The 25,558-nt window shown below is 57.9% G+C and carries 28 protein-coding genes, 1 tRNA gene and 1 pseudogene; 1 reads left to right on the plus strand and 29 read right to left on the minus strand.

Going from position 1 to position 25,558, the window contains the following annotated elements; all coding sequences use genetic code 11:
- Positions 1 to 6: 6 nt before the first annotated feature.
- From IIC71_05845 to IIC71_05930, 18 genes and pseudogenes are all read right to left on the minus strand, one after another.
- On the minus strand, positions 7 to 315 hold the full coding sequence (locus IIC71_05845) for a 50S ribosomal protein L24 (protein MCH7668712.1): 309 nt from the start codon (positions 313 to 315) through the stop codon (positions 7 to 9).
- Positions 315 to 683 carry a 50S ribosomal protein L14 gene (rplN, locus tag IIC71_05850; protein ID MCH7668713.1) on the minus strand — a complete coding sequence of 123 codons (369 nt, stop codon included), beginning with the start codon at positions 681 to 683 and terminating at the stop codon, positions 315 to 317. The genes IIC71_05845 and rplN overlap by 1 nt, the downstream gene beginning before the upstream one ends.
- Positions 680 to 934 carry a 30S ribosomal protein S17 gene (gene rpsQ / locus IIC71_05855; protein ID MCH7668714.1) on the minus strand — a complete coding sequence of 85 codons (255 nt, stop codon included), beginning with the start codon at positions 932 to 934 and terminating at the stop codon, positions 680 to 682. The genes rplN and rpsQ overlap by 4 nt, the downstream gene beginning before the upstream one ends.
- The gene (gene rpmC, locus IIC71_05860) at positions 934 to 1,152 is read right to left on the minus strand and encodes a 50S ribosomal protein L29 (GenBank protein MCH7668715.1); all 219 of its coding nucleotides are present in this window, start codon (positions 1,150 to 1,152) and stop codon (positions 934 to 936) included. The genes rpsQ and rpmC overlap by 1 nt, the downstream gene beginning before the upstream one ends.
- Positions 1,149 to 1,562 (minus strand): 50S ribosomal protein L16, encoded by a 414-nt coding sequence (gene rplP, locus IIC71_05865; GenBank protein ID MCH7668716.1) that lies wholly within the window; start codon positions 1,560 to 1,562, stop codon positions 1,149 to 1,151. Before rplP ends, rpmC begins: the two co-directional genes overlap by 4 nt.
- Positions 1,563 to 1,564: 2 nt before the next feature.
- Positions 1,565 to 2,770: a 30S ribosomal protein S3 gene (rpsC, locus tag IIC71_05870; protein MCH7668717.1), complete on the minus strand. Its 1,206-nt coding sequence runs from the start codon at positions 2,768 to 2,770 to the stop codon at positions 1,565 to 1,567.
- Complete coding sequence (gene rplV, locus IIC71_05875; protein ID MCH7668718.1) at positions 2,770 to 3,111, minus strand: 50S ribosomal protein L22; 342 nt, start codon at positions 3,109 to 3,111, stop codon at positions 2,770 to 2,772. The genes rpsC and rplV overlap by 1 nt, the downstream gene beginning before the upstream one ends.
- A complete protein-coding gene (gene rpsS, locus IIC71_05880) occupies positions 3,108 to 3,386 on the minus strand; it encodes a 30S ribosomal protein S19 (GenBank protein MCH7668719.1) in 279 nt (92 codons plus the stop codon). The genes rplV and rpsS overlap by 4 nt, the downstream gene beginning before the upstream one ends.
- 3 nt (positions 3,387 to 3,389) lie before the next feature.
- Positions 3,390 to 4,223 carry a 50S ribosomal protein L2 gene (gene rplB / locus IIC71_05885; GenBank protein ID MCH7668720.1) on the minus strand — a complete coding sequence of 278 codons (834 nt, stop codon included), beginning with the start codon at positions 4,221 to 4,223 and terminating at the stop codon, positions 3,390 to 3,392.
- 2 nt (positions 4,224 to 4,225) lie between these two features.
- Entirely contained in the window at positions 4,226 to 4,513 is a 288-nt protein-coding gene (gene rplW / locus IIC71_05890) for a 50S ribosomal protein L23 (GenBank protein MCH7668721.1), read from the minus strand.
- A complete protein-coding gene (gene rplD, locus IIC71_05895; GenBank protein ID MCH7668722.1) occupies positions 4,510 to 5,232 on the minus strand; it encodes a 50S ribosomal protein L4 in 723 nt (240 codons plus the stop codon). The genes rplW and rplD overlap by 4 nt, the downstream gene beginning before the upstream one ends.
- A complete protein-coding gene (rplC, locus tag IIC71_05900) occupies positions 5,225 to 5,833 on the minus strand; it encodes a 50S ribosomal protein L3 (GenBank protein MCH7668723.1) in 609 nt (202 codons plus the stop codon). The genes rplD and rplC overlap by 8 nt, the downstream gene beginning before the upstream one ends.
- Before the next feature lie 26 nt (positions 5,834 to 5,859).
- Positions 5,860 to 6,171 carry a 30S ribosomal protein S10 gene (gene rpsJ / locus IIC71_05905; GenBank protein MCH7668724.1) on the minus strand — a complete coding sequence of 104 codons (312 nt, stop codon included), beginning with the start codon at positions 6,169 to 6,171 and terminating at the stop codon, positions 5,860 to 5,862.
- 20 nt (positions 6,172 to 6,191) lie between these two features.
- Positions 6,192 to 7,382, minus strand: a pseudogene (gene tuf, locus IIC71_05910) (elongation factor Tu).
- A 14-nt stretch (positions 7,383 to 7,396) separates the two neighbouring features.
- On the minus strand, positions 7,397 to 9,499 hold the full coding sequence (gene fusA / locus IIC71_05915; protein ID MCH7668725.1) for an elongation factor G: 2,103 nt from the start codon (positions 9,497 to 9,499) through the stop codon (positions 7,397 to 7,399).
- A 5-nt stretch (positions 9,500 to 9,504) separates the two neighbouring features.
- Positions 9,505 to 9,972 (minus strand): 30S ribosomal protein S7, encoded by a 468-nt coding sequence (gene rpsG / locus IIC71_05920; protein ID MCH7668726.1) that lies wholly within the window; start codon positions 9,970 to 9,972, stop codon positions 9,505 to 9,507.
- Positions 9,973 to 9,974: 2 nt separating this feature from the next.
- Positions 9,975 to 10,346: a 30S ribosomal protein S12 gene (locus IIC71_05925; GenBank protein ID MCH7668727.1), complete on the minus strand. Its 372-nt coding sequence runs from the start codon at positions 10,344 to 10,346 to the stop codon at positions 9,975 to 9,977.
- Positions 10,347 to 10,633: 287 nt separating this feature from the next.
- On the minus strand, positions 10,634 to 11,407 hold the full coding sequence (locus IIC71_05930) for a hypothetical protein (protein MCH7668728.1): 774 nt from the start codon (positions 11,405 to 11,407) through the stop codon (positions 10,634 to 10,636).
- Between the two features lie 55 nt (positions 11,408 to 11,462).
- On the opposite strand from IIC71_05930, the gene IIC71_05935 reads away from it, so the two are divergent.
- The gene (locus IIC71_05935) at positions 11,463 to 12,809 is read left to right on the plus strand and encodes an S-layer homology domain-containing protein (protein ID MCH7668729.1); all 1,347 of its coding nucleotides are present in this window, start codon (positions 11,463 to 11,465) and stop codon (positions 12,807 to 12,809) included.
- A gap of 96 nt (positions 12,810 to 12,905) precedes the next feature.
- On the opposite strand, the gene IIC71_05940 is transcribed toward IIC71_05935, so the two are convergent.
- The 11 genes from IIC71_05940 to IIC71_05990 all read right to left on the minus strand — a co-directional run bounded on the left by IIC71_05940 (position 12,906) and on the right by IIC71_05990 (position 25,557).
- On the minus strand, positions 12,906 to 16,859 hold the full coding sequence (locus IIC71_05940; protein ID MCH7668730.1) for a DNA-directed RNA polymerase subunit beta': 3,954 nt from the start codon (positions 16,857 to 16,859) through the stop codon (positions 12,906 to 12,908).
- A 71-nt stretch (positions 16,860 to 16,930) separates the two neighbouring features.
- Complete coding sequence (locus IIC71_05945) at positions 16,931 to 20,293, minus strand: DNA-directed RNA polymerase subunit beta (GenBank protein MCH7668731.1); 3,363 nt, start codon at positions 20,291 to 20,293, stop codon at positions 16,931 to 16,933.
- A gap of 261 nt (positions 20,294 to 20,554) precedes the next feature.
- Positions 20,555 to 20,938, minus strand: coding sequence for a 50S ribosomal protein L7/L12 (gene rplL, locus IIC71_05950; protein ID MCH7668732.1), 384 nt, complete (start codon positions 20,936 to 20,938; stop codon positions 20,555 to 20,557).
- 2 nt (positions 20,939 to 20,940) lie between these two features.
- Positions 20,941 to 21,702 (minus strand): 50S ribosomal protein L10, encoded by a 762-nt coding sequence (gene rplJ, locus IIC71_05955; protein MCH7668733.1) that lies wholly within the window; start codon positions 21,700 to 21,702, stop codon positions 20,941 to 20,943.
- Between the two features lie 600 nt (positions 21,703 to 22,302).
- On the minus strand, positions 22,303 to 23,013 hold the full coding sequence (gene rplA / locus IIC71_05960; GenBank protein ID MCH7668734.1) for a 50S ribosomal protein L1: 711 nt from the start codon (positions 23,011 to 23,013) through the stop codon (positions 22,303 to 22,305).
- A gap of 84 nt (positions 23,014 to 23,097) precedes the next feature.
- The gene (gene rplK / locus IIC71_05965; GenBank protein MCH7668735.1) at positions 23,098 to 23,526 is read right to left on the minus strand and encodes a 50S ribosomal protein L11; all 429 of its coding nucleotides are present in this window, start codon (positions 23,524 to 23,526) and stop codon (positions 23,098 to 23,100) included.
- Between the two features lie 18 nt (positions 23,527 to 23,544).
- Positions 23,545 to 24,189: a transcription termination/antitermination protein NusG gene (nusG, locus tag IIC71_05970; protein MCH7668736.1), complete on the minus strand. Its 645-nt coding sequence runs from the start codon at positions 24,187 to 24,189 to the stop codon at positions 23,545 to 23,547.
- Positions 24,190 to 24,193: 4 nt separating this feature from the next.
- Positions 24,194 to 24,457, minus strand: coding sequence for a preprotein translocase subunit SecE (gene secE / locus IIC71_05975; protein MCH7668737.1), 264 nt, complete (start codon positions 24,455 to 24,457; stop codon positions 24,194 to 24,196).
- A gap of 33 nt (positions 24,458 to 24,490) precedes the next feature.
- Positions 24,491 to 24,564 (minus strand) — tRNA-Trp (locus IIC71_05980).
- A gap of 82 nt (positions 24,565 to 24,646) precedes the next feature.
- Positions 24,647 to 24,985: a hypothetical protein gene (locus IIC71_05985; protein MCH7668738.1), complete on the minus strand. Its 339-nt coding sequence runs from the start codon at positions 24,983 to 24,985 to the stop codon at positions 24,647 to 24,649.
- Positions 24,982 to 25,557, minus strand: a complete 576-nt coding sequence (locus IIC71_05990; GenBank protein ID MCH7668739.1) for an RNA polymerase sigma factor — start codon at positions 25,555 to 25,557, stop codon at positions 24,982 to 24,984. Before IIC71_05990 ends, IIC71_05985 begins: the two co-directional genes overlap by 4 nt.
- Position 25,558: the final 1 nt, after the last annotated feature.

The following is a 25,558-nucleotide window of genomic DNA, read 5'->3' on the forward strand; positions in this document are numbered from 1 at the left end:
GAGGAATCACTTGAGATCACTCCCACACTTGCGACATATCCGCAGCTTGGCGCCGCCGTCGTCAAAACGGTACCCAATCTTGGTGGGACCACAATCGGGGCACACGATCATCACGTTCGATACCGCAATGGGCTGATCCATGTCAATGATGCCGCCCTGCATTGCGTCACCCTGGGGACGGGTGTGCCGCTTGGCGGTAGCGACGCCCTCGACAACGATGCGATCGCGCTTTTTGTAGACATGGGTGATCTTCGCTTCGACACCCTTGTCCTTGCCCGCAATAACCCGAACGTTGTCACCGACTCGTAACTTCATCAGATCACCTCTGGGGCGAGCGAGACGATGCGCATAAACTTCTTGTCGCGCAACTCACGAGCGACGGGACCGAAAATACGGGTGCCACGGAGCTGGCTGTTGTCGTCGATAATCACACAGGCGTTGTCGTCGAACCGAATATAGGTGCCATCGCTACGGCGGCGCTCCTTGCGCGTACGCACAACGACAGCCTTAACGACTTCGCCCTTCTTGACGTTGCCACCGGGTGTTGCATCCTTGACCGTACAGACAATGACGTCACCAACGAACGCGTATCGACGCCCGGACCCACCGAGCACGCGGATACACAGCACCTCTCGGGCACCCGAGTTATCGGCGACTTTGAGTCTGCTCTCTTGTTGGATCATCGGGCTCGCTCCACAATTTCTGATACGCGCCAGCGCTTGGTCTTAGACAACGGACGTGTCTCGACAATGCGGACGGTGTCACCCATACGAGCGTCATTGTTCTCGTCGTGGGCATGGAATCGCTTCCGAACAGGGATCGTCTTGGAGTAACGACGATGCTGCTTGGAGTCTCTAACCTCAACGGTAACCGTTTTATCGCGGGCATCCGAAACGACGGTGCCAGTGCGGACCTTGCGGCGTCCTCGTTCCATTAGTTGTCCTCCTGCTGGCGTTGCCATGCGTCAAGTTCTTGCTGAGCCATCACCGTACGAATTCGGGCGATGTCTTTCTTCACCTGACCCATGCGGGTGGTGTTGTCAAGCTGATTGGTAGCGAGTTGAAAACGGAGATTGAAGAGTTCCTCTTTGGACTCTCCGAGTTTCTCACCGAGTTCGTCGTATGTGAGGTCCGTAAGTTCGGCGATTTTCATATGAGCTCCCGCTTCACAAACTTGGTCTTCATAGGAAGCTTATGGGCAGCAAGCCGCAGCGCCTCGCGGGCACGCTCCTCGGAGATCCCCGCCATCTCAAACATGACCCGCCCCGGCTTGATGACAGCAACCCAGTACTCGGGGTTGCCTTTTCCCGATCCCATACGGGTCTCCGCCGGTTTTTCGGTAATCGGTTTGTCTGGAAACACGTTTATCCAAACTTTTCCGTCGCGCTTCACCGACCTGGTCATCGCAATACGCGCCGCCTCTATTTGGCGAGCGGTCAGCCATCCACGTTCCTGCGCTTGGAGACCAAACTCACCAAACGACACGGTCGAGCCACCCTTGGTGGACCCCTTCATCCTGCCTTTTTGGACCTTGCGGTACTTTGTGCGCTTAGGCATCAACATGACTAGGCACCCTTGCCGTCAGAGTCAGGGGCCCCGCTAGCGTCAGCAGCCTCGTCAGCGTCAGCGGCCCCGTCGGCAGCGGCATCCTCAGACGTGTCGCCTTCGGCAACTGCCTCTGGAGTAGCGCCGTCGTCGGATGAGGTGTCACTGTCAGACGCGTCATCGACGTCTACGGCCTCGGTCGTCGAACTCTCTGAAGAGTCTTGGGTGACGTCAATGGCATCTGTCTGAGACTCGGTCTTTGTCTCCACGTCGCTCGTGGACGTTTGCTCGCTCGAGACATCCGCGGCCACGTCGGTGGCCGTGGTGCCGTCGACAGCGCCGCGTGCATCGTCAAGCTCTTCCTTAACATCGGCGGCCGACACTGTGGGTGTGTCTTCGTGCTTTGGACGACGTTTACCGCCGCCGGCCTCAACAAGACGTTTGCCGCCGCCGGCCTCGATGATCTTGCGTGGGCCGGTAGGACCACCGCCTTTTGCGGCTGCCTCGGCACGAGACTTCGCCGGGCGACGGCGATTCGACGGACCACCTGCAGCGAGCCGAGCCTCGGCCGCAATCTTGTCTGCGCGCCCGAGCAGTGATGGTGAAACATCACCCTTGTACACCCACACCTTGATGCCGATCGTTCCGACGGTGGTGTGCGCGGTGGCGACGCCGTAGTCAATGTCGGCGCGCAGGGTGTGCAATGGCACACGACCTTCGAGGTACCACTCTCGACGACCCATGTCAGCGCCGCCGAGACGACCAGACGCCTGCACACGGACACCCTCAGCACCTGCCTTGAGCGCGGTTGCGACAGTGCGCTTCATAGCTCGCCGGAAAGACACCCGACCCTCAAGCTGGTCAGCGACCGAACGGGCGAGCAGCGTCGCATCGAGCTCGGCGTTCTGGACCTCTATGACGTTGAACTTCACAATGAGACCGGTGAGTTTCTCAAGCCCGCGGCGCATCCGCTCGGCCTCAGAACCTGCGCGACCAATCACAACACCAGGTCGCCCCGTGTGGATATCGATCTGGACCTTCTTGTCACCGATTCGTTCGATGTCTATCCGCGAGATTGCACCGCGCGATAGTTCAGTCGTGAGATACGTGCGGATATCGGCGTCTTGGTTGACCTGGAACGCGTAGTCCTTTTCGGAGTACCAGCGTGACTTCCAGTCCGTGACGATGCCCAGACGGAGTCCGTACGGATGTATTTTCTGTCCCACTACGCCTCCTCTCTTTCGGATACAACGATGGTGATGTGACAGGTGCGCTTGCGAATCTTGGTTGCGCGGCCACGAGCACGTGGGCGCCAACGTTTCAGCGTCGGACCTTCGTCGGCGTATGCCTCAGAAATGAACAACTCATCTGCGTCGAGAGCATGGTTGTGCTCAGCGTTTGCGACGGCGGAATCGAGGACCTTCAGGATGGTGTCAGCCGCTCTGCGATTGGTAAACCTCAACACATCGCTGGCTTCGTCGACCGGAAGTTCGCGAACCAAATCGAGAACTCGACGGACCTTATACGGTGACTGACGGATGTACTTCGCCTGCGCTTTGACGTTCATCGGCGCCTCGATGACTTGTCAGCAACGTGGCCGCGGAAGGTGCGCGTTGGTGCGAACTCGCCAAGCTTGTGCCCCACCATGGACTCGCTGATGTAGACGGGCACATGCTTGCGCCCGTCATGCACTGCAATCGTGTGCCCGACCATGTCGGGAATGATGGTGGAGCGGCGGCTCCAAGTGCGGATAACACGCTTTTCGCCACGCTCGTTTGCGCCTTCGATCTTCCGCAGAAGGTGCTCATCGACGAACGGGCCCTTTTTGAGACTTCTCGCCATGGGCTACCTCTTTCCCTTCTTCGTACGACGACGCACGATGTACTTGTCAGATGTCTTATTTGCTTTGCGGGTTCGACCCTCTGGTTTACCCCACGGACTCACCGGGTGACGACCGCCAGAACTACGACCCTCACCACCACCGAGCGGGTGATCGACAGGGTTCATGGCAACACCGCGCGATTGCGGGCGGATGCCCTTCCAACGGTTTCTGCCGGCCTTGCCGATCTTGATGAGTTCAGCGTCGGTGTTACCAACCTGGCCGATGGTGGCGCGACAGTCGAGCAATACCTGACGCGTCTCGCCAGACGGGAGACGCAACAGAGCAAGCTTCTTCTCTTTGGACATCAGTTGGACAGCAGTGCCCGCCGCGCGGGCCATCTTGGCTCCGCCTCCGGGACGAAGCTCCACCCCGTGGACCATGGTCCCGGTCGGGATGTTGCGAAGCGGCAAGCAATTCCCTGGCCGAATGTCAGCCCCCGAACCCGACTCGAGCATGTCGCCAACCTTGATCTGCAGGGGCGCAAGGATGTACCGCTTCTCACCATCGACATAGTGCAGTAGCGCAATGCGAGCGTTGCGGTTGGGGTCGTATTCAATGGACGCAACCTTGGCCGGAATACCGTCCTTGTTGCGCCGGAAGTCGATGATCCGGTAGCGGCGTTTGTGACCGCCACCGCGATGGCGCGAAGTGATTCGGCCATAGCTGTTGCGGCCCGAAGAACGCTTCTGCTTGACAAGCAAAGACTTTTCAGGTTTCGAAGTTGTGATTTCGCCGAAGTCGGAGACGGTTTGGAACCGCCGGCCCGGCGACGTTGGTTTACGTTTCTTGACTGCCATCGTTAAACCTCGAAGATGTCGATCGACTCGTCGGGGGCGAGCGTTACCAGCGCACGCTTTTGGTCCGAACGTTTCCCGATCGTGTAGCCGGTGCGCTTGCGCTTGCCTTTGCGGTTGATCGTGTTCACGGAGATCACCTTGACATCAAAGATCTTCTGAATCGCTTGTTTGATCTCGGTCTTGTTGGTCCGCGGGTGCACGAGAAATGTGTACGTGTTGAAGTCTTCGACCAGTTGGTACGACTTTTCGGAGACAACCGGGGAAAGGATTACGTCGCGGGCGTCCTTCATGCGTCGTCACCCCCCGAAGATTCTGCGCTGTCGCTCGCAGCGGCGTCGCCTTGTGCAGCAGCGACCTGAGCAGCATGCTCGGATGAACCACGCGGCACGTTCTGCCCCAACTCGAGCGTTCCTTTGCTCATCACGATCGTATCGGCCCACAGCACGTCGTACGTGTTCGCCTGTCCGACGTTGCTTGCAATCACACGCTTGATGTTGCGGAACGACTTGATCGCAATTCGTTCGTGGTCCTCAGCCAACAAGAGAACCTTGCCGGTTACACCCATGGCGTCGAGCAACTTGACTGCATTTTTCGTCTTGGGACCGTCCCAATCGAACTCTGCAACAACTTTGATCTGCTGCTCGGCTGCGCGAATCGACAGCGCCGAACGCAGCGCAAGACGACGCATCTTCTTTGGCGTCCGCTGCGTGTAGTCACGAGGTTTTGGCCCATGGGCAATACCACCGCCTATCCACTGCGGAGAACGGATCGATCCGTGTCGTGCACGACCGAGACCCTTCTGACGCCATGGTTTGCGCCCACCACCACGCACCTCAGCGCGGGTCTTGGTGGAGTGCGTTCCTTGACGGGCAGCGGCGAGCTGTGCTGTGACGACCTGATGCATCACGTCCTTGTTTGGCTCGATACCAAAGATGTCCGCGTTCAGCTCGACCTGACCGTGTGGGGTTCCGTCGGCGCTGTAGAGGTCGGCAGTGATCTTGCTAGCCATGTGCCTTCACCGCCTCGCGAATGATGACAAGGCCGCGTTTGTTGCCGGGCACTGCGCCTCTGACCATCAATAGGCCCCGATCAGCATCGATCTTTGCAATCGTGAGGTTCATAGCTGTGCGTGTGTTACCACCCATGCGACCAGGCATACGCTTCCCCTTGTGGACACGGGCAGGTGTTGCACAGGCGCCGATCGACCCTGGTGCTCGGTGAACCCGATGTGCCCCATGGGAGGCGGGCATGCCCTTGAAGTTGTGGCGTTTCATCACCCCGGCAAATCCCTTGCCCTTGGTGACACCCGCAACGTCGATCTTCTGACCGACCTCGAACAGATCGGTGATCGATATCTCCTGACCGAGTGAGTACTGCGAAACGTCGTCGACACGAATTTCGACAATGTGCTTCGCCGGCGCAACACCCGACTTTGCGAAGTGGCCTGCTGTTGGGCGATTGACGTGACGCTCTGGCAACTCTTTGTATGCGATCTGGATCGCCTCATACCCGTCGTTGTCCTGCGTTTTGATTTGTGTGACGTGAACGGGACCAGCCTTGATGATGGTCACCGGAATTACCCGGTTCTCATCATCGAAGATCTGAGTCATGCCCAGCTTTTCGCCAAGAATCGCTTTCACGTCTTGATCTCCACTTCAACCCCGGCGGGCAGATCGAGACGCATGAGAGCGTCCACTGTCTTTGGCGTCGGATCAAGAATGTCAATCAAACGCTTGTGGATACGTATCTCGAAGTGCTCGCGGCTCGTCTTATCGACATGCGGGCCACGGATGACGCAGTACCGGTGGATACGGGTCGGCAACGGAATCGGGCCCTTGATCTTCGCTTGGGTACGAATCACCGTTTCTGCAATTTTGCGCGCCGACTCATCAACCACTGAGTGGTCGTAGGCCTTGAGTCTGATCCGGATCCTGTGTTCGTTAGCCATGGTTCAGTAACTCCCAGTCCCTACTTGATGATTTTGGTGACTCGGCCGGCACCAACAGTCCGCCCACCCTCACGAATAGCGAACCGCAACCCCTCATCCATAGCAATCGGATTAATCAACTCAACCGTCATCTCAGTGTTATCACCAGGCATCACCATCTCCGTACCCTCAGGCAACGACACCGAACCAGTCACATCCGTCGTCCGAAAATAAAACTGCGGACGATACCCATCAAAAAACGGGTTCTGACGCCCACCCTCATTACGCGTCAACACATACACCTGAGCCTCAAACAACGTATGAGGAGTAATCGAACCCGGCGCCGCAATCACCTGACCACGCTCCACATCCTCCTTACCCGTCCCCCGCAACAACAACCCAACATTGTCACCAGCATGAGCCTCATCCAACAACTTACGAAACATCTCCACCCCAGTAACCGTCGTCTTCTGCAACGCCCGAATACCAACAATGTCAACCTCAGACGCAATCTTCAACCATCACTGCTCAACCCGCCCAGTCACCACAGTCCCCCGCCCAGTAATCGAAAACACATCCTCAATCGGCATCAAAAACGGCTTATCCATATCCCGCTCAGGCAACAAAATGTACTCATCAACAGCCGCCATCAACTCCAAAACCTGAGCCGAAGCACCCTCATCACCCTCCAACGCCAACAACGCCGAACCACGAATCACCGGAACCTCATCACCCGGGAACTCATACTCCGACAACAACTCCCGAACCTCCAACTCAACAAGATCCAACAACTCCTCATCATCCACCATGTCAACCTTATTCAAAAAGACAACAATCCGAGGAACCCCAACCTGCAACGCCAACAACACATGCTCACGCGTCTGCGGCATCGGACCATCAGCAGCCGACACCACCAAAATCGCACCATCAATCTGCGCAGCACCCGTAATCATATTCTTCACATAATCAGCATGACCCGGCATATCAACATGCGCATAATGACGATTCACCGTCTCATACTCCACATGAGAAATCGCAATCGTAATACCACGCTCACGCTCCTCAGGAGCATTATCAATCTCATCAAAAGCAGTGAACTGCGTCACCCCACCAACAGTCTCAGCCAACACCCGCGTAATCGCAGCAGTCAACGTCGTCTTCCCATGATCAATATGACCCATCGTCCCAACATTCACATGCGGCTTCACCCGCTCAAACTTCTCCTTAGCCATAACGGCGACTCCTTCTATTCGCCACGAACCTTGGCAACAATTTCTTGCGCCACGGTGCTCGGGACTTCTTGGTACGAATGAAACTGCATGCTGTAGCTGGCGCGACCTTTGGTTCGAGAACGAAGATCGCTCACGTAGCCAAACATCTCTGCCAGCGGCGTCAATGCATTGATGATTTTGATGGGTCCACGGGAATCCATGGACTCAACCTTTCCACGACGAGCGGAGATATCACCGATGACATCTCCCAAGTGCTCTTCTGGTGTGACTACCTCGACCTCCATTATGGGTTCGAGAAGTTTTATGCCCGCCCGCTCGGCAGCCGCTTTGAGGGCCATTGAACCGGCGATTCGGAACGCCATCTCGTTCGAGTCCACGTTATGGCTCGAGCCGTCGATCAGCGTTGCCTTTAGGTCGACAAGCGGGAATCCCGCGAGAACACCGGCTTCGAGAACGTCGCGCATTCCTTTTTCTGCAGCGGGGATAAACTCGCGTGGAACGGACCCACCCTTGATTTTGTCGATGAATTCGAATCCTGACCCCGGCGCACCTGGTTCAAGGTTGATAACGACGTGGCCGTACATACCGGAGCCACCGGTCTGCTTCTTCAGCTTGCCGTCAATCTTGGTAACTGCCCTTTTGATCGTCTCGCGATACGCGACCTGAGGCCGACCGACATCAGCCTCGACCTTGAACTCGCGTCGCAAACGGTCGACAAGGATATCGAGGTGCAGTTCGCCCATGCCTGCAATGATCGTCTGACCTGTCTCCTCGTCGGTGTGGACCACAAACGTCGGGTCTTCTTCGGCAAGACGCATGAGGCCTTCGCCGAGTTTGTCCTGAGCGGCCTTGTTCTTCGGCTCAATCGCCACCGAAATCACAGGATCGGGGAAGGTCATCGACTCGAGTTGGATCGGTGCGTCCTGAGCGGACAGGGTGTGCCCGGTCTTCGTTGCTTTCAACCCAACCGCCGCCACAATGTCACCGGTGCGAACCTCGTCAATATCCTCTTGCGTGTTTGCATGCATGCGCAGCAAACGTCCGAACCGCTCGCGCTTTCCGGTGGTCGCGTTCACGACGGTGTCGCCCCTCTTGGCCCACCCCGAGTACACGCGGAAGTAGGTGAGTTTCCCAACATAGGGATCGGACATGATCTTGAATGCCAACGCCGAGAATGGCTCGTCATCGCTCGGCTTGCGCTCGAGTATCTCGTCCTCTTTTCCTGGTCTGAAACCGGTCATCGGGGGAACATCGAGCGGGCTTGGAAGATACATCACCACGCCGTCGAGGAGACCCTGGACGCCCTTGTTTTTGAGGGCAGATCCGAGAAGTACCGGTACGAAATCGTGGTTGATGGTGCCTTTACGAATGGCCGCACGCAGCTCATCGGGGGTGATTTCCTCGTCAGAGAGATATTTCTCAAGGAGGTCGGCGTCCTCTGCCGCAACAATGTCGAGCAGCTTTGCGCGATACTCATCGGCCTGCTCCTGGAGCTCGGCCGGGATGTCTACAACGTCCCACTCTTTGCCGTCGTCGGTTTTGCCGTCGTCGGTGTCCCGATACACGATTGCTTTCATATCGACGAGGTCGATGGCGCCGGAAAAGTCACCCTCAACTCCCACCGGAATCTGAACGGCGACTGGGTTACCACCGAGGCGATCGACAATCGAATCGATAGCGGCAAAGTAGTCTGCGCCGATCCGATCCATCTTGTTGATGAAGCAGATGCGGGGGACCCCGTACTTGTCGGCTTGACGCCATACAGTCTCTGACTGCGGCTCAACACCTGAGACCGCATCGAAAACCGCAACCGCGCCATCGAGAACACGAAGCGACCGCTCGACCTCGACCGTGAAATCGACGTGCCCAGGCGTATCAATAATGTTGATGGTGTGATCATCCCAAAGGCACGTGGTGGCGGCAGACGTAATAGTGATGCCGCGTTCCTGCTCCTGCTCCATCCAGTCCATGACAGCAGACCCCTCGTGGACCTCACCGATCTTGTACGTGCGACCGGTGTAGTAGAGGATCCGCTCTGTCACTGTCGTCTTACCGGCATCGATGTGAGCCATGATGCCGATATTGCGAACCGTTTCGAGTTTCATACTGCGTGCCATATGATTTACCAGCGATAGTGCGCAAAAGCCCTGTTGGACTCAGCCATCTTGTGAATATCTTCGCGACGTTTCACGGCAGCGCCGCTTCGTCGTGACGCGTCGAGAATCTCGTTGGCGAGACGCTCAGACATGGTGCTTTCCTTGCGCTTGCGAGCGAACTCCACGAGCCAGCGAACGGCGAGAGTCTGGGAACGGCGCGGCCGTACCTCGACAGGCACCTGGTACGACGCACCGCCGACTCGACGGGAGCGAACCTCAAGAGTCGGACGAACATTTTCGATCGCGCGCGTCAGCACAGGCAACGGATCGCCGCCGGTGCGGCGTTCAACCGTGTCCATGGCCCCGTAGACAATACGACGGGCGGCGCCCTTCTTGCCTTTCAACAAAACCTTGTTGATGACCTGAGTAACCAACGTCGAGTCGTAGATCGGATCGGCCTCAAGAACGCGGACTTCCGCGGGAGCTCTGCGCATGGCTACTGACCCTTCTTCGTGCCGTAGCGGGACCGGGACTGCTTGCGGCCATCGACTCCGGAAGCATCAAGTGCGCCGCGGATGACTTTGTAACGAACGCCAGGGAGATCCTTCACACGACCGCCACGCACGAGAACAATGCTGTGCTCCTGGAGGTTGTGTCCTTCACCAGGGATGTAGGCGGTAACTTCCATCCCCGAGGTCAGGCGAACGCGACATACCTTGCGGAGCGCCGAGTTCGGCTTTTTTGGCGTGACTGTGTACACGCGCGTGCACACGCCACGTCGCTGAGGTGACCCGGCGAGACCGAGCGTTTTCGACTTCTTCACCTTTGGCTTCCGCCCTTGGCGGACTAACTGCTGCACAGTCGGCACAGTTGCTCTTCTCTCTCTTTGGCGCACCCGTCCCATGTCATCCAGGGCGGGTTCTTACAAGCGAAAATCGGCGCCATCACCTTTGTGATGGTGCCGACCCCGATACAGTCACTCCGTTACAACAGCGCCCGAGGGCGCTTCCGGGTAGCCGGGGACTGTGGGTGTAAACCGGTGGGTAATTATAAACACGCGTTTTCACGCGCGCAAAACAGAAGCCCGTACAGTTTCTTGTCTCACTGGCCGGTCACGCTTCGCGATACACGACAACTAGCTGTACTCAGTTTCTCTCACGGTTCGGGCCACCCGGACGATGTTTCGTCAGAGGTGTCTGATGACTCGCTGCGACCGTCCGGTGGCGCCTCGATCAGGGGCTGCGGGGACCGCATGCGTCGATAAGGGTTGGGCGCAAGAATCCCCTGTATCGCGATGATCATGATGAATATCTGAATGGTCTGAGCGCCCGGGAGCAGAACCCGGGCTGCATATACGGTCGCGACAACCGCAACCACGGAGATACCACGCGCTACGGCGTACGCTTTGGCGGGATCCACCCTGAGCGCGAGGGCGTGGAAAGTCATGTAGCCGCCGTCGAGCGGGAGCATCGGCACCCAGTTGAACAGGCCCCAAAAGAACGCTGAGAGCACGAATCCACTGATGAGGAACCGCAGATCACCACTCGGGATCGAGATCGCGCCGGTCACCATCGCCCAATGCAGTGGACCCGCAACGACGATTCCAACGGCCGACCCCGCGCCCGAAATGAGAAACCGGCGTCCGTGACTCATCTCACCTGGGAGAAACGTCGTAGCTCCACCAAACACCATCATCGAAATCCGCACGTCGCGAGCACCAAAACGAGTTGCCAAAACAGCATGTCCGAGTTCGTGAAGCAGGATCGCAACCAGGAAGCCGGTGGCCCACCAGATGGCGCCGGTCATTCCGATTTGACCGGCAAGGAACGCAACAATCACCAACACGGACCAGTGGATGGTGACCGGTATTGCCCCCACAGTGAAGGACAGTCTCCCCTTGCTGGTTTGGCCGACGGGTGTCGGTATCACATGCGCCCCTGCAAGAATTGACTGCTAAAGCTGAATCAACAGTAGCGTCTGTGCAATGCAAGGCGGGATCCGAAACATCTTGCGGCTCGGTACCACTGCGATCGTCGTATCGATTGGGTTGGCTAGCGCTGTCGTTGCGCAGCCACCGACCGTGCTCCAGGAACGCTTCGATACCCAAGGTTGGCACGACTCGTGGATCGACTGGCGTCCGGGAGACGATCTCACCACCTACGCCAACAAAGGATATCGCACCACAGGACTCGGCGTTACCATTTCACCAGGCCAACGACGCGGGACCGGGGCGCACTACCGAATCGATGGTATCGTCGACGAAGCCTGGTTTCGCTACTACTTACGGCTCGATAACTTCGTACCTATCTCCTCAGGGAAGTTTCCAGGGTTCGCGGGCATGCCGTCGTACACGGCAAGGGGCTGCCTCCCATCGACCCCGTCCGCGCCTGGCTGGTCCGCTCGAACAATGTTCACCGAGGCGGGCACCGGAGGGGCAGCGGCGGACCAGATCAGACTCGGAACGTACCTATACCATCTCGGCCAAGCCGGAACCTGCGGCGACAAACTGCTGTGGGACGCCGAAGTGGCGACGCTCGATCAGAACCGCTGGTACTGCATTGAAGGCCACATATCGCTCAACACACCGGGATTCGGCAATGGCGTGGTCGAAGGTTGGGTCGACGGTACGCGGGCGTACTTTCGTGACGACGTTGAGTTCCGCCGCGCCGATGAAACCGACCTCGATATCCGCACGCTGTGGCTCAACGTCTATTTCGGCGGCGCCACTGTCGTGAACGACCGCGACCTTTCGCTTACCCTGGACGAGCTTGTCATTTCGACTGTGGATCAGGTTGGTTGTGTGGCCCCGTTCTGGGACTCCCTTGCGAGTCAACACCGATCGGCGATCGAGTCGTTGGCCTACGCAGGGGTCATCCAGGGATGCGCCTACGGGAAGTTCTGTCCCGATGACTTACTGACACGCGCAGAAACGCTGACTCTTATCGACAGAATGATTCAAGCCCCCGCACAGCCTGACGATGCGTTCGACGACGACGAAGGTCACTGGGCAGAGGCGGTGTTGAATCGGCTTGCGCCCCTCGGAATTGTCACGGGGTGCGGCCCCCGCCTTATCTGCCCTGATGCCGCGGTCACGCGTGGTCAGTTCGCCGCTTTTATCACGAGGGCATTTGATCTTCCGGCGCCGACGAACGACTTCTTCCACGACGACAATCAATCGCTGTTCGAGTACTCGATCAACCAGATCGCATCGATCGGCCTCACGCGCGGCTGCGGAGCCGGTGCAGAAGACTATTGCCCCAACGATCCTCTGACCAGAGCGCAGGCGGCGACGCTTCTATACCGACTGCTCACCTGGCTGGAAGACCGGTGACGCCACAACTGGTACGTGGATCGAGATAACGAAAGTGGGGCGACCCCAGGGGCCGCCCCACTCGCGCATTACCGCAGCGGCTCGCACCGCTTCGGTTTATTCGTCTGAACTGTCTGAAGAATCTGAACCGTCCGAAGATGCGGCAGCCTCGGCAGGCTCTGTCGTCTGCGCACCGAGACTCGCCAGCCACTCAGCGGGGTTCGCCGGCAGGGAATCGTCAACGCTTTCGGGAATGTCCTCGCCGAAGATGCCAAGGGCAGTCATCACAGACGCCTCCGGCACATGCGGTTGAATGGTCTGGTACTTCGGGAATCCGGTCCCGGCAGGGATCAACTTCCCGATGATGACGTTCTCCTTGAGACCGCGCATAAAGTCAGACTTCGCCTGGAGCGATGCCTCTGTGAGCACGCGTGTGGTCTCTTGGAACGAAGCCGCGGATAACCACGAGTCAGTCGCCAGAGACGCCTTGGTAATCCCCATCAATTCTGGGCGACCCTCGGCCGGTTGTTTCCCTTCTTCAACCAATTCCTTATTCGTTGCACGGAACTTCTGAACGGCAATGAGGTCTGCCGGCAAGAAAGACGAATCGCCGCTCGCAACGATCCGTACCCTGCGCAGCATTTGGCTCACGATGATTTCGATGTGCTTGTCAGCAATGTCCACACCCTGGCTCCGGTACACCTCTTGTACCTGATCAACGAGGTACATCTGCGCAGCTCGCACGCCGCGAATCTCCAGTACCTCCTTCGGATCGAGAGGACCCTCGGTGAGTTGCTCACCAGGTTCGACAATGTCGCCATCAGCAACCCGCAGTCGGGTCCGTCTGGTCACCGGATACTCGGTTTCGACATCCTTCTCGGAAACGACGATCCGGCGCCCGTCTTCATCTTCGACAATCCGGACCGCACCGCCGTGTACAGCGAGGATGGCCTTTCCCTTTGGCGCACGCGCTTCGAAAAGTTCGACAACGCGCGGGAGTCCGTGGGTGATGTCGATGCCTGCCACACCGCCGGTGTGGAAGGTCCGCATCGTGAGCTGAGTCCCAGGCTCGCCAATTGATTGAGCGGCCATGATCCCGACTGCTTCGCCGATCTCGACCATCTTCCCGGTCGCCAGGCTCAGCCCGTATGACATCTGAGAGATGCCGTACTCTGACTGATCGGTCAGCGGCGACCGAACCCGGATGGAGAGGATCTCTTCTGCCTCGGACAGGCCGTACATCGCATCGCGATCGATCATTTCGCCGGCGCGTAACTTGCGCCCGTCCCCGAACGTGAACAGCTTTGCACCGATCTTGACATCTTCGGCCAGAATTCGGCCGTATATGCGGTTTCGCAGACTGCGAATTGGCTTGCCGTCCTCGCGAATGGGGATCACAAGACCGATGTCATCGGACTCGTCTGCGTGGACGATGACCTCTTGAGCGACGTCTACGAGACGACGGGTCAGATAGCCAGAGTCAGCAGTGCGCAGCGCGGTATCGGCAAGACCCTTGCGAGCTCCGTGAGTCGAGATGAAGTACTCCAGCACGGACAATCCTTCGCGGAAGTTCGCCTTGATCGGCTGGGGAATGATGTCACCCTTCGGGTTGGCGACCAGCCCACGCATGCCGGCAATCTGTCGAAGCTGCTGCATGTTCCCCCGAGCACCGGAACGCACCATCATGTCGATCGGATTGAACCGGTCGGACTCAAGCGTCTCCTGCATCGCCTCCTTCACTTCATCTGTCGCTTCGGTCCAGATTTCAATGAGTTCAGCGCGGCGCTCATCGTTTGTGATGATGCCCTTTGAGAACTGCTTCTCGACCTTTTCGGCGCGCTTGTCATAACCCGCAATGATCTTCTTTTTCGAGCTTGGGGTTTTGACGTCCTCAAGCCCGATCGTCAGACCAGCCCGGGTCGCGTACTCGAATCCGATCTCCTTGATGGAGTCGAGGGTGTGCGCAACAGCCGGTTTGTCATAAATAGCGATGATCTCCTCGATGATTGCGCGCAGATCTGACTTGATCACGGACGTGTTTACATAGGGGAAATCGTCGGGGAATACGCTGTTCAGGATCGCCTTGCCGATTGTGGTGTCGAGCAGGATGTCCCCATCGACAGGTTCGTCGGTGATGAGATACCCGATGCTGCGCTTCAACGCAGCATGCTGCTCGGAGCTGCCCGCTAGTGATCCGACTCGAATCCTGACGGGGGCATGCAACGAAATGTCACTCATGTCGTACGCCATCATTGCTTCGTTCACGCTTGAAAACGCACGTCCGGCTCCCTTGGCATCTTCAACAATCATCGACAGGTAGTACATGCCGATGACCATGTCCTGTGCCGGCGTCGCAATTGGTCGGCCGGATGCAGGAGAGAGAAGGTTGTTTGTTGAAAGCATCAGAACCCGAGCTTCCGCCTGCGCCTCTGCAGACAACGGAAGGTGGACAGCCATCTGATCGCCGTCGAAGTCGGCGTTAAACGCTTCACACACAAGTGGATGGAGCTGGATTGTCTTGCCCTCGACCAAGACCGGCTCAAAGGCTTGAATCCCGAGACGGTGAAGAGTCGGAGCCCGGTTGAGAAGCACCGGGTGTTCCTCAATCACGTCGCCCAACACATCCCACACCTGAGCACGGCGACGCTCAACCATACGCTTTGCGGCCTTGATATTTTGTGCGAGGTCCAGATCGACAAGCCGCTTCATCACGAACGGCTTGAACAATTCAAGGGCCATCAGCTTGGGCAGACCGCACTGATGCAACAGAAGCTGCGGACCTACAACGATGACAGAACGACCTGAGTAGTCGACACGCTTGCCAAGCAAGTTTTGTCGGAATCGCCCCTGTTTACCTTTCAGCATGTCCGACAGCGACTTCAACGGACGGTTGCCTGGCCCAGTTACCGCGCGGCCGCGACGGCCGTTGTCGAACAAGGCATCAACAGCTTCCTGCAGCATGCGCTTTTCATTGTTGACGATGATTTCGGGGGCACCAAGGTCAAGAAGCCGTTTCAGCCGGTTGTTGCGGTTAATGACACGCCGGTACAGGTCGTTCAGGTCTGAGGTTGCAAACCTACCCCCGTCGAGCTGAACCATCGGACGCAGGTCGGGAGGCAACACGGGTACAGCGGTAAGCACCATGTCGCGGGGGTCGTTCTTCCCGTCAGCAAACGGCGTGACAACCTTGAGCCGTTTCATTGCACGTTGGCGACGTTGCTGTGACTTGGCATCGAGATCGGCACGCAGAGACTCGATCTCAGCGTGGAGGTCCATCCTGCCGATGATGTCCTTCACCCATTCAGCCCCCATGCCACCGTCGTAGTAGTCGCCGTAGCGATCGATGAGCTCACGCCACAACTGCTCGGACTCGATGAGCTGTTTCGGCTTCAGCGTCCTGAACGTGTCGAACGCCTCGCGCAGAAGACCGCTCTCGACCTTGGCCCGCTCTTCGCGGTCCTGGATGTCACGGGTTACTTCTTTACGGCGTTGATTGATTTCCTGTGCAGGAGCGTCTGCGTCTTCCATCCCAGAAAGCTCAAGCTCAAGACGTTCGAGACGCGCCTCTTTCCATTCGACGAACTCGTCCTCGATGAGCGCCAGCTCGTGATGGGTCGCCTCTTCAAGCTCACCCAAGTCCTGGGCGCGGCGATCCTCGTCAACATGGGTGATGAGATAGGCCGCAAAGTAGATGACCTTCTCGAGTTCCTTCGGGGACATGTCCAGTAGGTAGCCGAGACGCGACGGGACACCTTTGAAGAACCAAATGTGTGTGACCGGCGCCGCCAACTCGATGTGACCCATGCGTTCGCGACGCACTTTGGCGCGGGTTACCTCAACGCCACAGCGTTCGCATACAACGCCGCGGAATCGAACTCGCTTGTACTTACCGCAGCTACATTCCCAGTCCCTCGATGGGCCAAAGATACGTTCGTCGAAAAGACCTTCCTTCTCCGGCTTTAGGGTCCGGTAGTTGATGGTCTCTGGCTTTTTCACTTCTCCAAAGGACCATGCGCGGATCTGATCACCGCTAGCAAGGCCGATTCGGACTTCGTCAAACGTTACTGGCATGTTTTAGACCTCGGTCCGGAAGGCTGGGTACTTCGAATGTGCTGTTGTGCTCGGGGGTGCAGGAAAGTGGATCATACAATTGGCTCCATCTCTGGGCGCTCTGGTCGTGTGATATCAATGCCCAACGAAGCCGCCGTTCGGAAAATGTCTTCGTCGAGATCCGTCAGGTCAACCTCCTCACCGGCAGAGAGCATCTCAACGTTGAGACATAGGCTCTGCATCTCCTTCACGAGCACCTTGAAGGACTCGGGGATTCCCGGTTCGGGGATGTTCTCACCCTTGACAATCGCCTCGTACACCTTGACGCGGCCCCGGACGTCATCGGATTTGATGGTCAGGATCTCTTGCAGTGCGTACGCAGCACCGTATGCCTCCAACGCCCACACCTCCATCTCGCCAAAGCGCTGACCACCAAACTGCGCTTTACCACCAAGCGGCTGCTGGGTGATCATGGAGTACGGCCCCGTGGAACGGGCGTGGATCTTGTCATCGACGAGGTGGATGAGCTTGAGCACGTAGATGTACCCAACGGTGATACGCGAGTCGAATGGCAGACCCGTTCGGCCGTTGAAAAGCTGCGCTTTCCCCTCACCATCAACAAGACGGTCGCCGTCCCGGTTTGGTGTGGCGTGCCTCAACATCGTGAGGATCTCGTCTTCGTGGGCCCCGTCAAACACCGGCGACGCTACGGTCTGCCAGGGCTCGGCCCCGGTCGACGCTGCACTCTCGACATCGGAGAACTCGCCCCAACCCTGAGCGGCCGCCCACCCGAGGTGGGTTTCGAGGATCTGTCCGAGGTTCATACGCGAGGGGACACCTAGTGGCGACAGGATGATATCGACAGGTGTTCCGTCGGCCATGAACGGCATGTCCTCTTCCGGAAGAATCTTTGAAATGACACCCTTGTTTCCGTGACGACCGGCAAGCTTGTCGCCAGCGGAGATCTTCCTCATTTTGGCCACGTACACACGGACCAGTTCGTTCATCCCCGGTGGGAGGTCGAACCCGTCTTCGCGGCGGAACTCCTTCACTGCAATCGCCTTACCGACTTCGCCGTGCGGAACCTTGAGCGACACGTCACGAACCTCGCGGGCCTTCTCACCAAAGATTGCACGCAACAGACGCTCTTCGGGCGTAAGCTCGGTTTCGCCTTTTGGTGTGACTTTCCCGACGAGATAGTCACCGGCGGCAACGTCGGCGCCGATTCGAATGATGCCGCGATCGTCCAGGTCGTGCAGCACCTCCTCGGCGACGTTGGGGATGTCCCGAGTGATTTCTTCGGAGCCCAGCTTGGTGTCGCGGGCATCGATTTCGTGTTCGTCGATGTGAATTGACGTGAGGACATCGTCTTTGACAAGGCGCTCCGACAGGATGATGGCATCCTCGAAGTTGAGGCCTTCCCATGGCATGAAGGCGACGAGAAGGTTGCGACCAAGGGCCAGCTCACCGTTGTCGGTAGAAGGACCGTCGGCGAGCACACGCCCGACTTTCACCTTTTCGCCTTCTTTGACAAGCGCACGCTGGTTAATGCACGTCCCCTGATTCGAGCGCGTGAACTTGCGCAGATGATACGTATGCTTCTTGTTGGTGGCTGTCTCTTTGACGACGATCTGATCGCCGGTCACCTCCACGATCTCGCCGGTGACACCCGAAATGATCACATCGCCCGAGTCTTCGGCGGCGCGAGCCTCGACACCGGTACCAACGAGAGGGGCCTCGGCGCGCAACAAAGGCACGGCCTGGCGTTGCATGTTGGAACCCATCAGGGCACGGTTGGCATCGTCATGCTCGAGGAACGGAATCAACGAAGTAGCAACCGAAACGACCTGTTTCGGAGAAACATCCATGTAGTCGACAAGGTTCTTGTCGACGGTGTCAACTTCACCACCGGTCATACGAACCAGGACACGATCATTACGGAACGTGCCATCGGAATTCAACGGCGCGTTCGCCTGCGCAATGATGTGGCCTTGCTCTTCTGACGCAGTGAGGTAGTCAAGCTGATTCGATACCTTGGCGTTTTTCACCCGGCGGTACGGAGTCTCTATGAAGCCGTATCGGTTGACTTTGGCGTACGTCGCGAGCGAACCGATAAGCCCGATGTTGGGACCCTCGGGTGTCTCGATTGGACACATCCGCCCGTAGTGGGACGGGTGTACATCGCGCACCTCGAACCCGGCGCGTTCGCGTGACAGACCACCGGGGCCGAGCGCAGAGAGACGTCGTCGATGGGTGATCCCCGCAAGCGGGTTCGGCTGATCCATAAACTGGCTGAGCTGGCTGGTTCCGAAAAACTCCTTGATCGAAGCAACTACCGGGCGGATGTTTATCAGGCTCTGCGGTGTGATCGCTTCAGGATCCTGGGTTGTCATACGCTCGCGAACGACACGCTCGAGACGGCTGAGTCCGACACGGATCTGATTCTGAATCAGCTCACCGACGGTGCGAACGCGCCGGTTGGCGAAGTTATCGATATCGTCGATGAAATAGCCCTCCTGGTTTTCAGAAAGAGCGATCAGATATCGAATTGTGTCGAGCATGTCCTCTTCGGACAGCAGACCGTGAGTCGTCCCGTCGTAGTTCTCAAGATCAATACCGGGCCTACCAAACTTCTGGTCGAGCTTGTAACGACCGACGCGGGTGAGGTCGTATCGCTTTGCGTTGAGGAACAGCGTCTTGATCAGACCGCGTGCAGACTCGACTGTCGTGAGCTCACCTGGTCGGAGCTTGCGATAGAGATCAAGCAGAGCCTCGTCACGGGTCGTCGTGGTGTCCTTGGCGAGAGTCTCGCGAATCATCTCGTTCCCATCGAAGAGTTCGAGAATTTCTTCGTCGGTTTCGGCAAACCCGAGCGCACGGATAAAGGTCGTCACGTACTGGCGGCGTTTGCGGTCGACACGCACACCAACCGTGCCCTTCTTGTCGGTGTCGAACTCAAGCCAAGCGCCGCGACCGGGGATCACCTTTGCAGCGTGGAGTACCTTGTCTGAGGTCTTGTCCTGCGCAGCGTTGAAATACACCCCGGGAGAACGCACGAGCTGACTCACCACAACACGTTCGGTGCCATTGATGATGAACGTGCCGTTCGGTGTCATCATCGGGAAGTCGCCGAGGAACACCTGCTGCTCCTTGATTTCACCGGTTTCGCGGTTTAGGAATCGGGCGGTAACGAAAAGCGGCTTTGAGAAGTTGGAGTCTTGCTCCTTCGCCTCTTCAATGGTGAGAGGGGCATCGCCGAAACGATGGTCGGTGAGTTCCAAAGCAAGGTTGCCCGTGAAGTCCTCGATCGGCGAGGCTTCGGCGAAAATACGTTGCAATCCGTGGTCAAGAAACCACGAGAAAGATTCATGTTGGATTTCGATCAAGTTCGGGAGAGGCTGGGTCTCCGGAATCTTTGCAAACGACAATCTCTTGCGCGCACGAGCCAAGGTGATCTCCTCTACCGAGATGGACAAAAGGGACGGGTCTGAACTTTTAGCAACTCAGGACGACCGAAAAACCAGGATAGCACATAGCTAACCTGGTCTTTCCAGATGGGAGACGTCGAGAACTTGTTCAATTGCTTACCCGAACGATACAACGACATTGCACCGCGCGTCAAGGGTATATCTCGGAACCGCTCACCACGGACTACACAAGAATTGGGGCGAGATCGTGACAGTCTCGCCCTAATTCTCTTGGGCCTCAGTTGACCGCTACTTGATCTCGACAGATGCCCCGGCACCCTCGAGGGCCTCTTTTGCCTTGTCGGCAGCCGCCTGATCGACACCTTCGAGCACGGGACCCGGGGCGTTGTCGACAACACCCTTGGCCTCTTTGAGCCCCAGGCTGGTGAGTTCGCGAACGACCTTGATCACCTGGATCTTCTTGTCGCCGATCGCTGAGAGCAGCACGTCGAACTCGGTCTGCTCTTCCACGGCAGCACTGTCACCGCCGTCGGTTGCAACGGCTGCCACCGCGACCGGTGCGGCCGCGGTCACCTCAAACTTGTCTTCGAATGCCTTGAGGAATTCGGAGAGTTCAAGTACGGACATTTCCTCAAAGACTGTGAGCAAGTCTTCTGTCGTCTTTTTTGCCATGGTTATTCCTCCTCGGCTTTGTCAGCCGGTTCTTCTTGTTCTTGGGAAACGTTTTCGCTTGCTACGTCCGCGGTCTCGTTAGCTACCGCGTCATCGTCGGCAGTGTCACTGCCTGCAGCCTCATCAGCGACCGTGTCGTCGGCTGACAGCTCAGACGACGTGTCGTCGTCGACCGCTTCGTCGACTGCGCTATCGTCAGCAGCGACCGGTTCGGCCGGCTCGTCGACTGCGCCGGTGGTATCACCGGCAGCTTCCTTCTTCTCAATGAGCTGCTGCATCATCGAGGCTACGTTGCGCGGCAACGCAGCAAGCAGACCGGCCATATTCGACATCGGCGCACGCATGGTGCCGAGCAACTTGGCAAGTAACTCGTCGCGGCTGGGCAACTTCGCTAGATCGGCGACCCGTTCGGGAGTCAGGAGTTCGACCCCGAGGACCGCTCCTTTGATCGTGAACGCGTCGTTCTCAGCCGCAAAGGTAGCAAGCACCTTTGCGGCCGCTGCTGGGTCAGCATCGGCGAACGCCAAACCGGTTGGACCGACAAGAAGGTCTTCAAGACCCTCTATATCGAGACCGGCAGTGGCGAGACGCGTCAAAGTCATCTTGGCGACCTTGAACTCCGCGCCGGACTCGCGCAGTCCGCGCCGCAACTCCTGCTGCGACTTTACGGACAGCCCTGCGTACTCGGCAAGGAACACCGCTTGTGCTCCCTCGAAGCGCTCTTGTAGCTCGGCTACAGCCTTGACCTTGTCTGGTCGTGGCATGTGTCCTCCTTTGTCTACTTCGGATGCAACACCCCGCTGCACATGGCGACAGTTCACAAGACATCCATCTCGTAGAAAAAGCCCCCGACCATCGGCACGAGGACTATCTGAGAAACGAATCTTCAGGAAGAACCTGCGCTGGCGTCTATCGACTTATGCCCTGGGGCGCCCGCGGTCTTTGGTCGCAGTATGAGTTTTGCGGACGTCAGCGTATGCGCACGCGACAAGAACGTCAAAACGAGTGATTGGCTGGCAGCTTGACTCGGTGTCGCAGCTCGCAAGAAAGGTCGTACGGGTACGGAGATGTCGGCGCGGCGCTTTTCGACCTACCGAGGATTTGGGCAGACGGCGGGCCAGGATGCCATCCAATCGCCCCACTCCTATGTCACGTCAGGGTAGGGACTGACGATGTGACCAGATCGGCCGAAGCTCTCCAGGGCGATGGTGGACCGCCCATGCTTCGAGTCGTCCATACCCGTACGGCGCCATACTGGCCTATGCCACCTCCGTTGTCCACCCGAGCCAACAAGCGGCCACCGACCCGCCACAGATGGCCCGAGATGGACTACTCAAATGTGCGACCCGGATCAGCGTACGGTCTTAATCTTTGACTGCATCCATGAGCGCAGCGATGTCGACGCGGACGCCGGGTCCCATCGTCGAAGAGATCGAGATCTTCTTCATGTAGAAGCCCTTTGCCGAAGCAGGCCTGGCACGCTGCACTTCGTCGGCAAGTTTTATGAGGTTTTCCAGAAGCTGCTCTTCGGAAAATGACACTCGACCGATCCCCACATGCACGTTGCCATAACGGTCGTTGCGATACTCAACACGACCCGCCTTGAACTCGGCAACCGCGGTCGCCACATCGGTTGTCACCGTTCCGGACTTTGGGTTCGGCATCAATCCACGCGGTCCAAGAAGTTGGCCCAACTTTCCAACAACCGGCATCATGTCTGGCGTTGCAATGGTGACGTCAAAATCGAGCGGGCGACCTTTGGAAAACTCCGTGGCAAGCACGGCCCCGCCCACGATGTCAGCGCCGGCCTTTTCTGCCGCCTCGGCGTTTTCGCCTGTTGCGAAAACACATATCCGCACGTTCTTGCCGGTACCATGCGGCAAGCTGACGGTCCCACGGACAATCTGGTCGGCCTGGCGTGGGTCGATACCCAACAGGAACACCGCGTCAACGCTCTCGTCAAACGAAGCGTACGCGAGGCTCTTGACTGTCGCTACCGCGTCTTGCGGTGCGTGTAACTGAGAACTGTCGTACTTGCGCCGCACCGCGGCCTTTTTCTTGGCTTCTTTTGCCATGTTTTTTTCTCCTAGTGGTACGGCGGCCTACGGCCTCCCACGGATGGTGCGAGTGCGACCCGCGGTGATCGATTGAGGTATTCGCTAACCGTCGACGAGCAGACCCATCGACCGGGCAGTGCCCTCGATAATCAGCATTGCGGCATCGACATCGTTGGCGTTGAGATCTCGCATCTTGGTTTCGGCAATGTCACGCACCTGGTCACGAGTGACTGTCCCCACCTTGACCTTGAGCGGCTCTGACGAACCCTTCTCGATCTTCGCCGCTTGACGCAGCAGGACCGCCGCCGGAGGGGTCTTTGTCACAAACGTGAACGTCCGGTCCTCGTACACCGAAATCTCAACAGGGACGATCGTCCCGGCCTGGCTCGCGGTGGCGTCGTTGTACGCCTTGACGAAGTCCATGATGTTGACACTGTGCTGACCGAGCGCCGGTCCGACCGGTGGAGCGGGGGACGCCTGTCCAGCAGGAATCTGGAGCTTTATAACTGTCACGAGCTTCTTGCGGCCCATTGGTAACCTCGCTTGGTGTTAGAACTTAACAATCTGGTCGAAGCTGAGTTCGACAGGCGTTTCACGGCCGAAGATATCGACAAGGACTCGCACCTTCGACTGGTCGACGTTGATGTCTTCGACGATGCCGTTGAAATCGGCGAAAGGCCCTTCGACAACACGCACTGTCTCGCCAACCTCCCAGGCCGGCTTGAACCGCGGCTTCTCTTTTTCGATCTCGTCCTTTCGGACGCCGAGGATTCGCTCAACTTCGCGCCTTGACAGTGGTGTTGGCTTGGTGCCAGAGCCCACGAAGCCGGTAACACCCGGGGTGTTGCGAACCGCATACCAGGCGTCATCATCGAGGTACAACCTGCACAAGATGTATCCAGGAAACTTCTTGCGCTGAACGGTGACCTTCTTACCACCCTTGAACTCGATGACGTCCTCCATCGGAATCACGACATCGAAAATCTTGTCCTCAAGATGCATTGACTTCACACGAGTTTTAAGGTTCGCCTTTACTTTGTTCTCGTACCCGGAGTACGAATGGATGACATACCACGAACCGGAGAGGTCGTACGGACTCTCTGGTTCAGGCTCGACGTATGGCGCGGAGGCGGCGTCCTCTTCGTCGACGACTTCGTCGGTCTCCGTTTCGAGAGCTTGTGTCACGTCATTCATTTCGTTACACCCCCAACAACTTCAGGAACACCTTCTGCAGGCCCCAGTCGAGGCCAAAGGTCATCCCGGTCAATGCAGTTGCGGTGATGAACACGACGAGAGTGAACGTCGTGAGTTCTTTTCTTCCTGGCCACGCGACCTTCTTGAGTTCTTGACGGACCTCGCGAAAGAACTGCTGGAAGCTGGCACGATCGCGTTTGCGCGGGGCTGGACCCTGCTTGCGTCGTTGCTTGGCGCGCTCTTCCTCCTTGGCCTGGAGGCGTCGCATCTCTCGATTCACATGCAATCCTTCCTCGATGGGCAGGGGCGGTGGGATTCGAACCCACAACCTCTGGTTTTGGAGACCAGCGCTCTAGCCGTTAGAGCTACACCCCTCTACGACTCGGAGCCGACGGGAGAGTATATGTTGCTTTGCCCGAAAGTGTAAAACCCTGGTTTGGCGTGCGGGAAACCTCTGTCAGACAGAGTGTACATACCGTCGCCGGATAACAGCGGCGGCACCGAGCGCAACGGCCGTGGCCCCGGCAACTGCAATCGCTGCGACATACCCCTTTGTCGGAGCCTCGGCGGTGGCTACGCCTTCGGCAATGGCGACCCCGACCACGGCCACAAGCCCCGCCGGGGCAAGGTCGGTGATGGATCCAAGTGCAGACAACTCGCGCTGGAGGCGACCGTATTTCGACATCTCCGCCTGACATCCGATGCATGACTCAAGGTGCGCTTGCAGACCGGGAGTCGGCGGTGCATCAATAAACGCCGGCATCCACAGCTTCGCAAGCGAGCAGGTGACCTTCACTTGTCTTCCCCGTATTCATCCCAGAGTTGGGTTTTGAGCTGTTTGTGACCACGATGAAGGCGCACCTTGGCGGCTGTCACGGATATCTCCAAATGTTCAGCGATCTGGCCGTGCGACCAATCATAAATGTCTCGCAACACAACAACGGCTCGAACGGACGGTGAAAGGGTGTCGAGGGCTTTCAGCAACCGAGGGCGCATTGCTGCGCTTTCGGCAGCCCGCGCCGGCCCAATACTGACAAGGTCGGGCTGGGCGTTCGCTAACTCGTCGAGGCTGGCAATAGCGTGTCGTTTTGTCTTGCGACGATACGACCACGCAGCGTTGACGGTGATACGGTGGAGCCAGGTGGAAAACTTCGATTCGCCGCGGAACTTCTCCAGGTGGCGCCACGCACGCACGAAAGCTTCCTGCGAAACGTCAGCAGCTTGATCTCGATTCCCGACAAGGCGGAGCGCCAAAGTGAACACCTCGTGTTGATGTCGTCGCACTAGCTCAGAAAACGCGGACTGATCTCCGCTTTGCGCAGCGGTGATCAGTTCCTCTTCACTGTCTCTGACCGCGTCGGGTTGCATC

It is taken from the genome of Acidobacteriota bacterium, assembly GCA_022562055.1.
In the GTDB taxonomy this organism is placed as follows: Bacteria; Actinomycetota; Acidimicrobiia; order Spongiisociales; family UBA5794; genus BMS3BBIN02.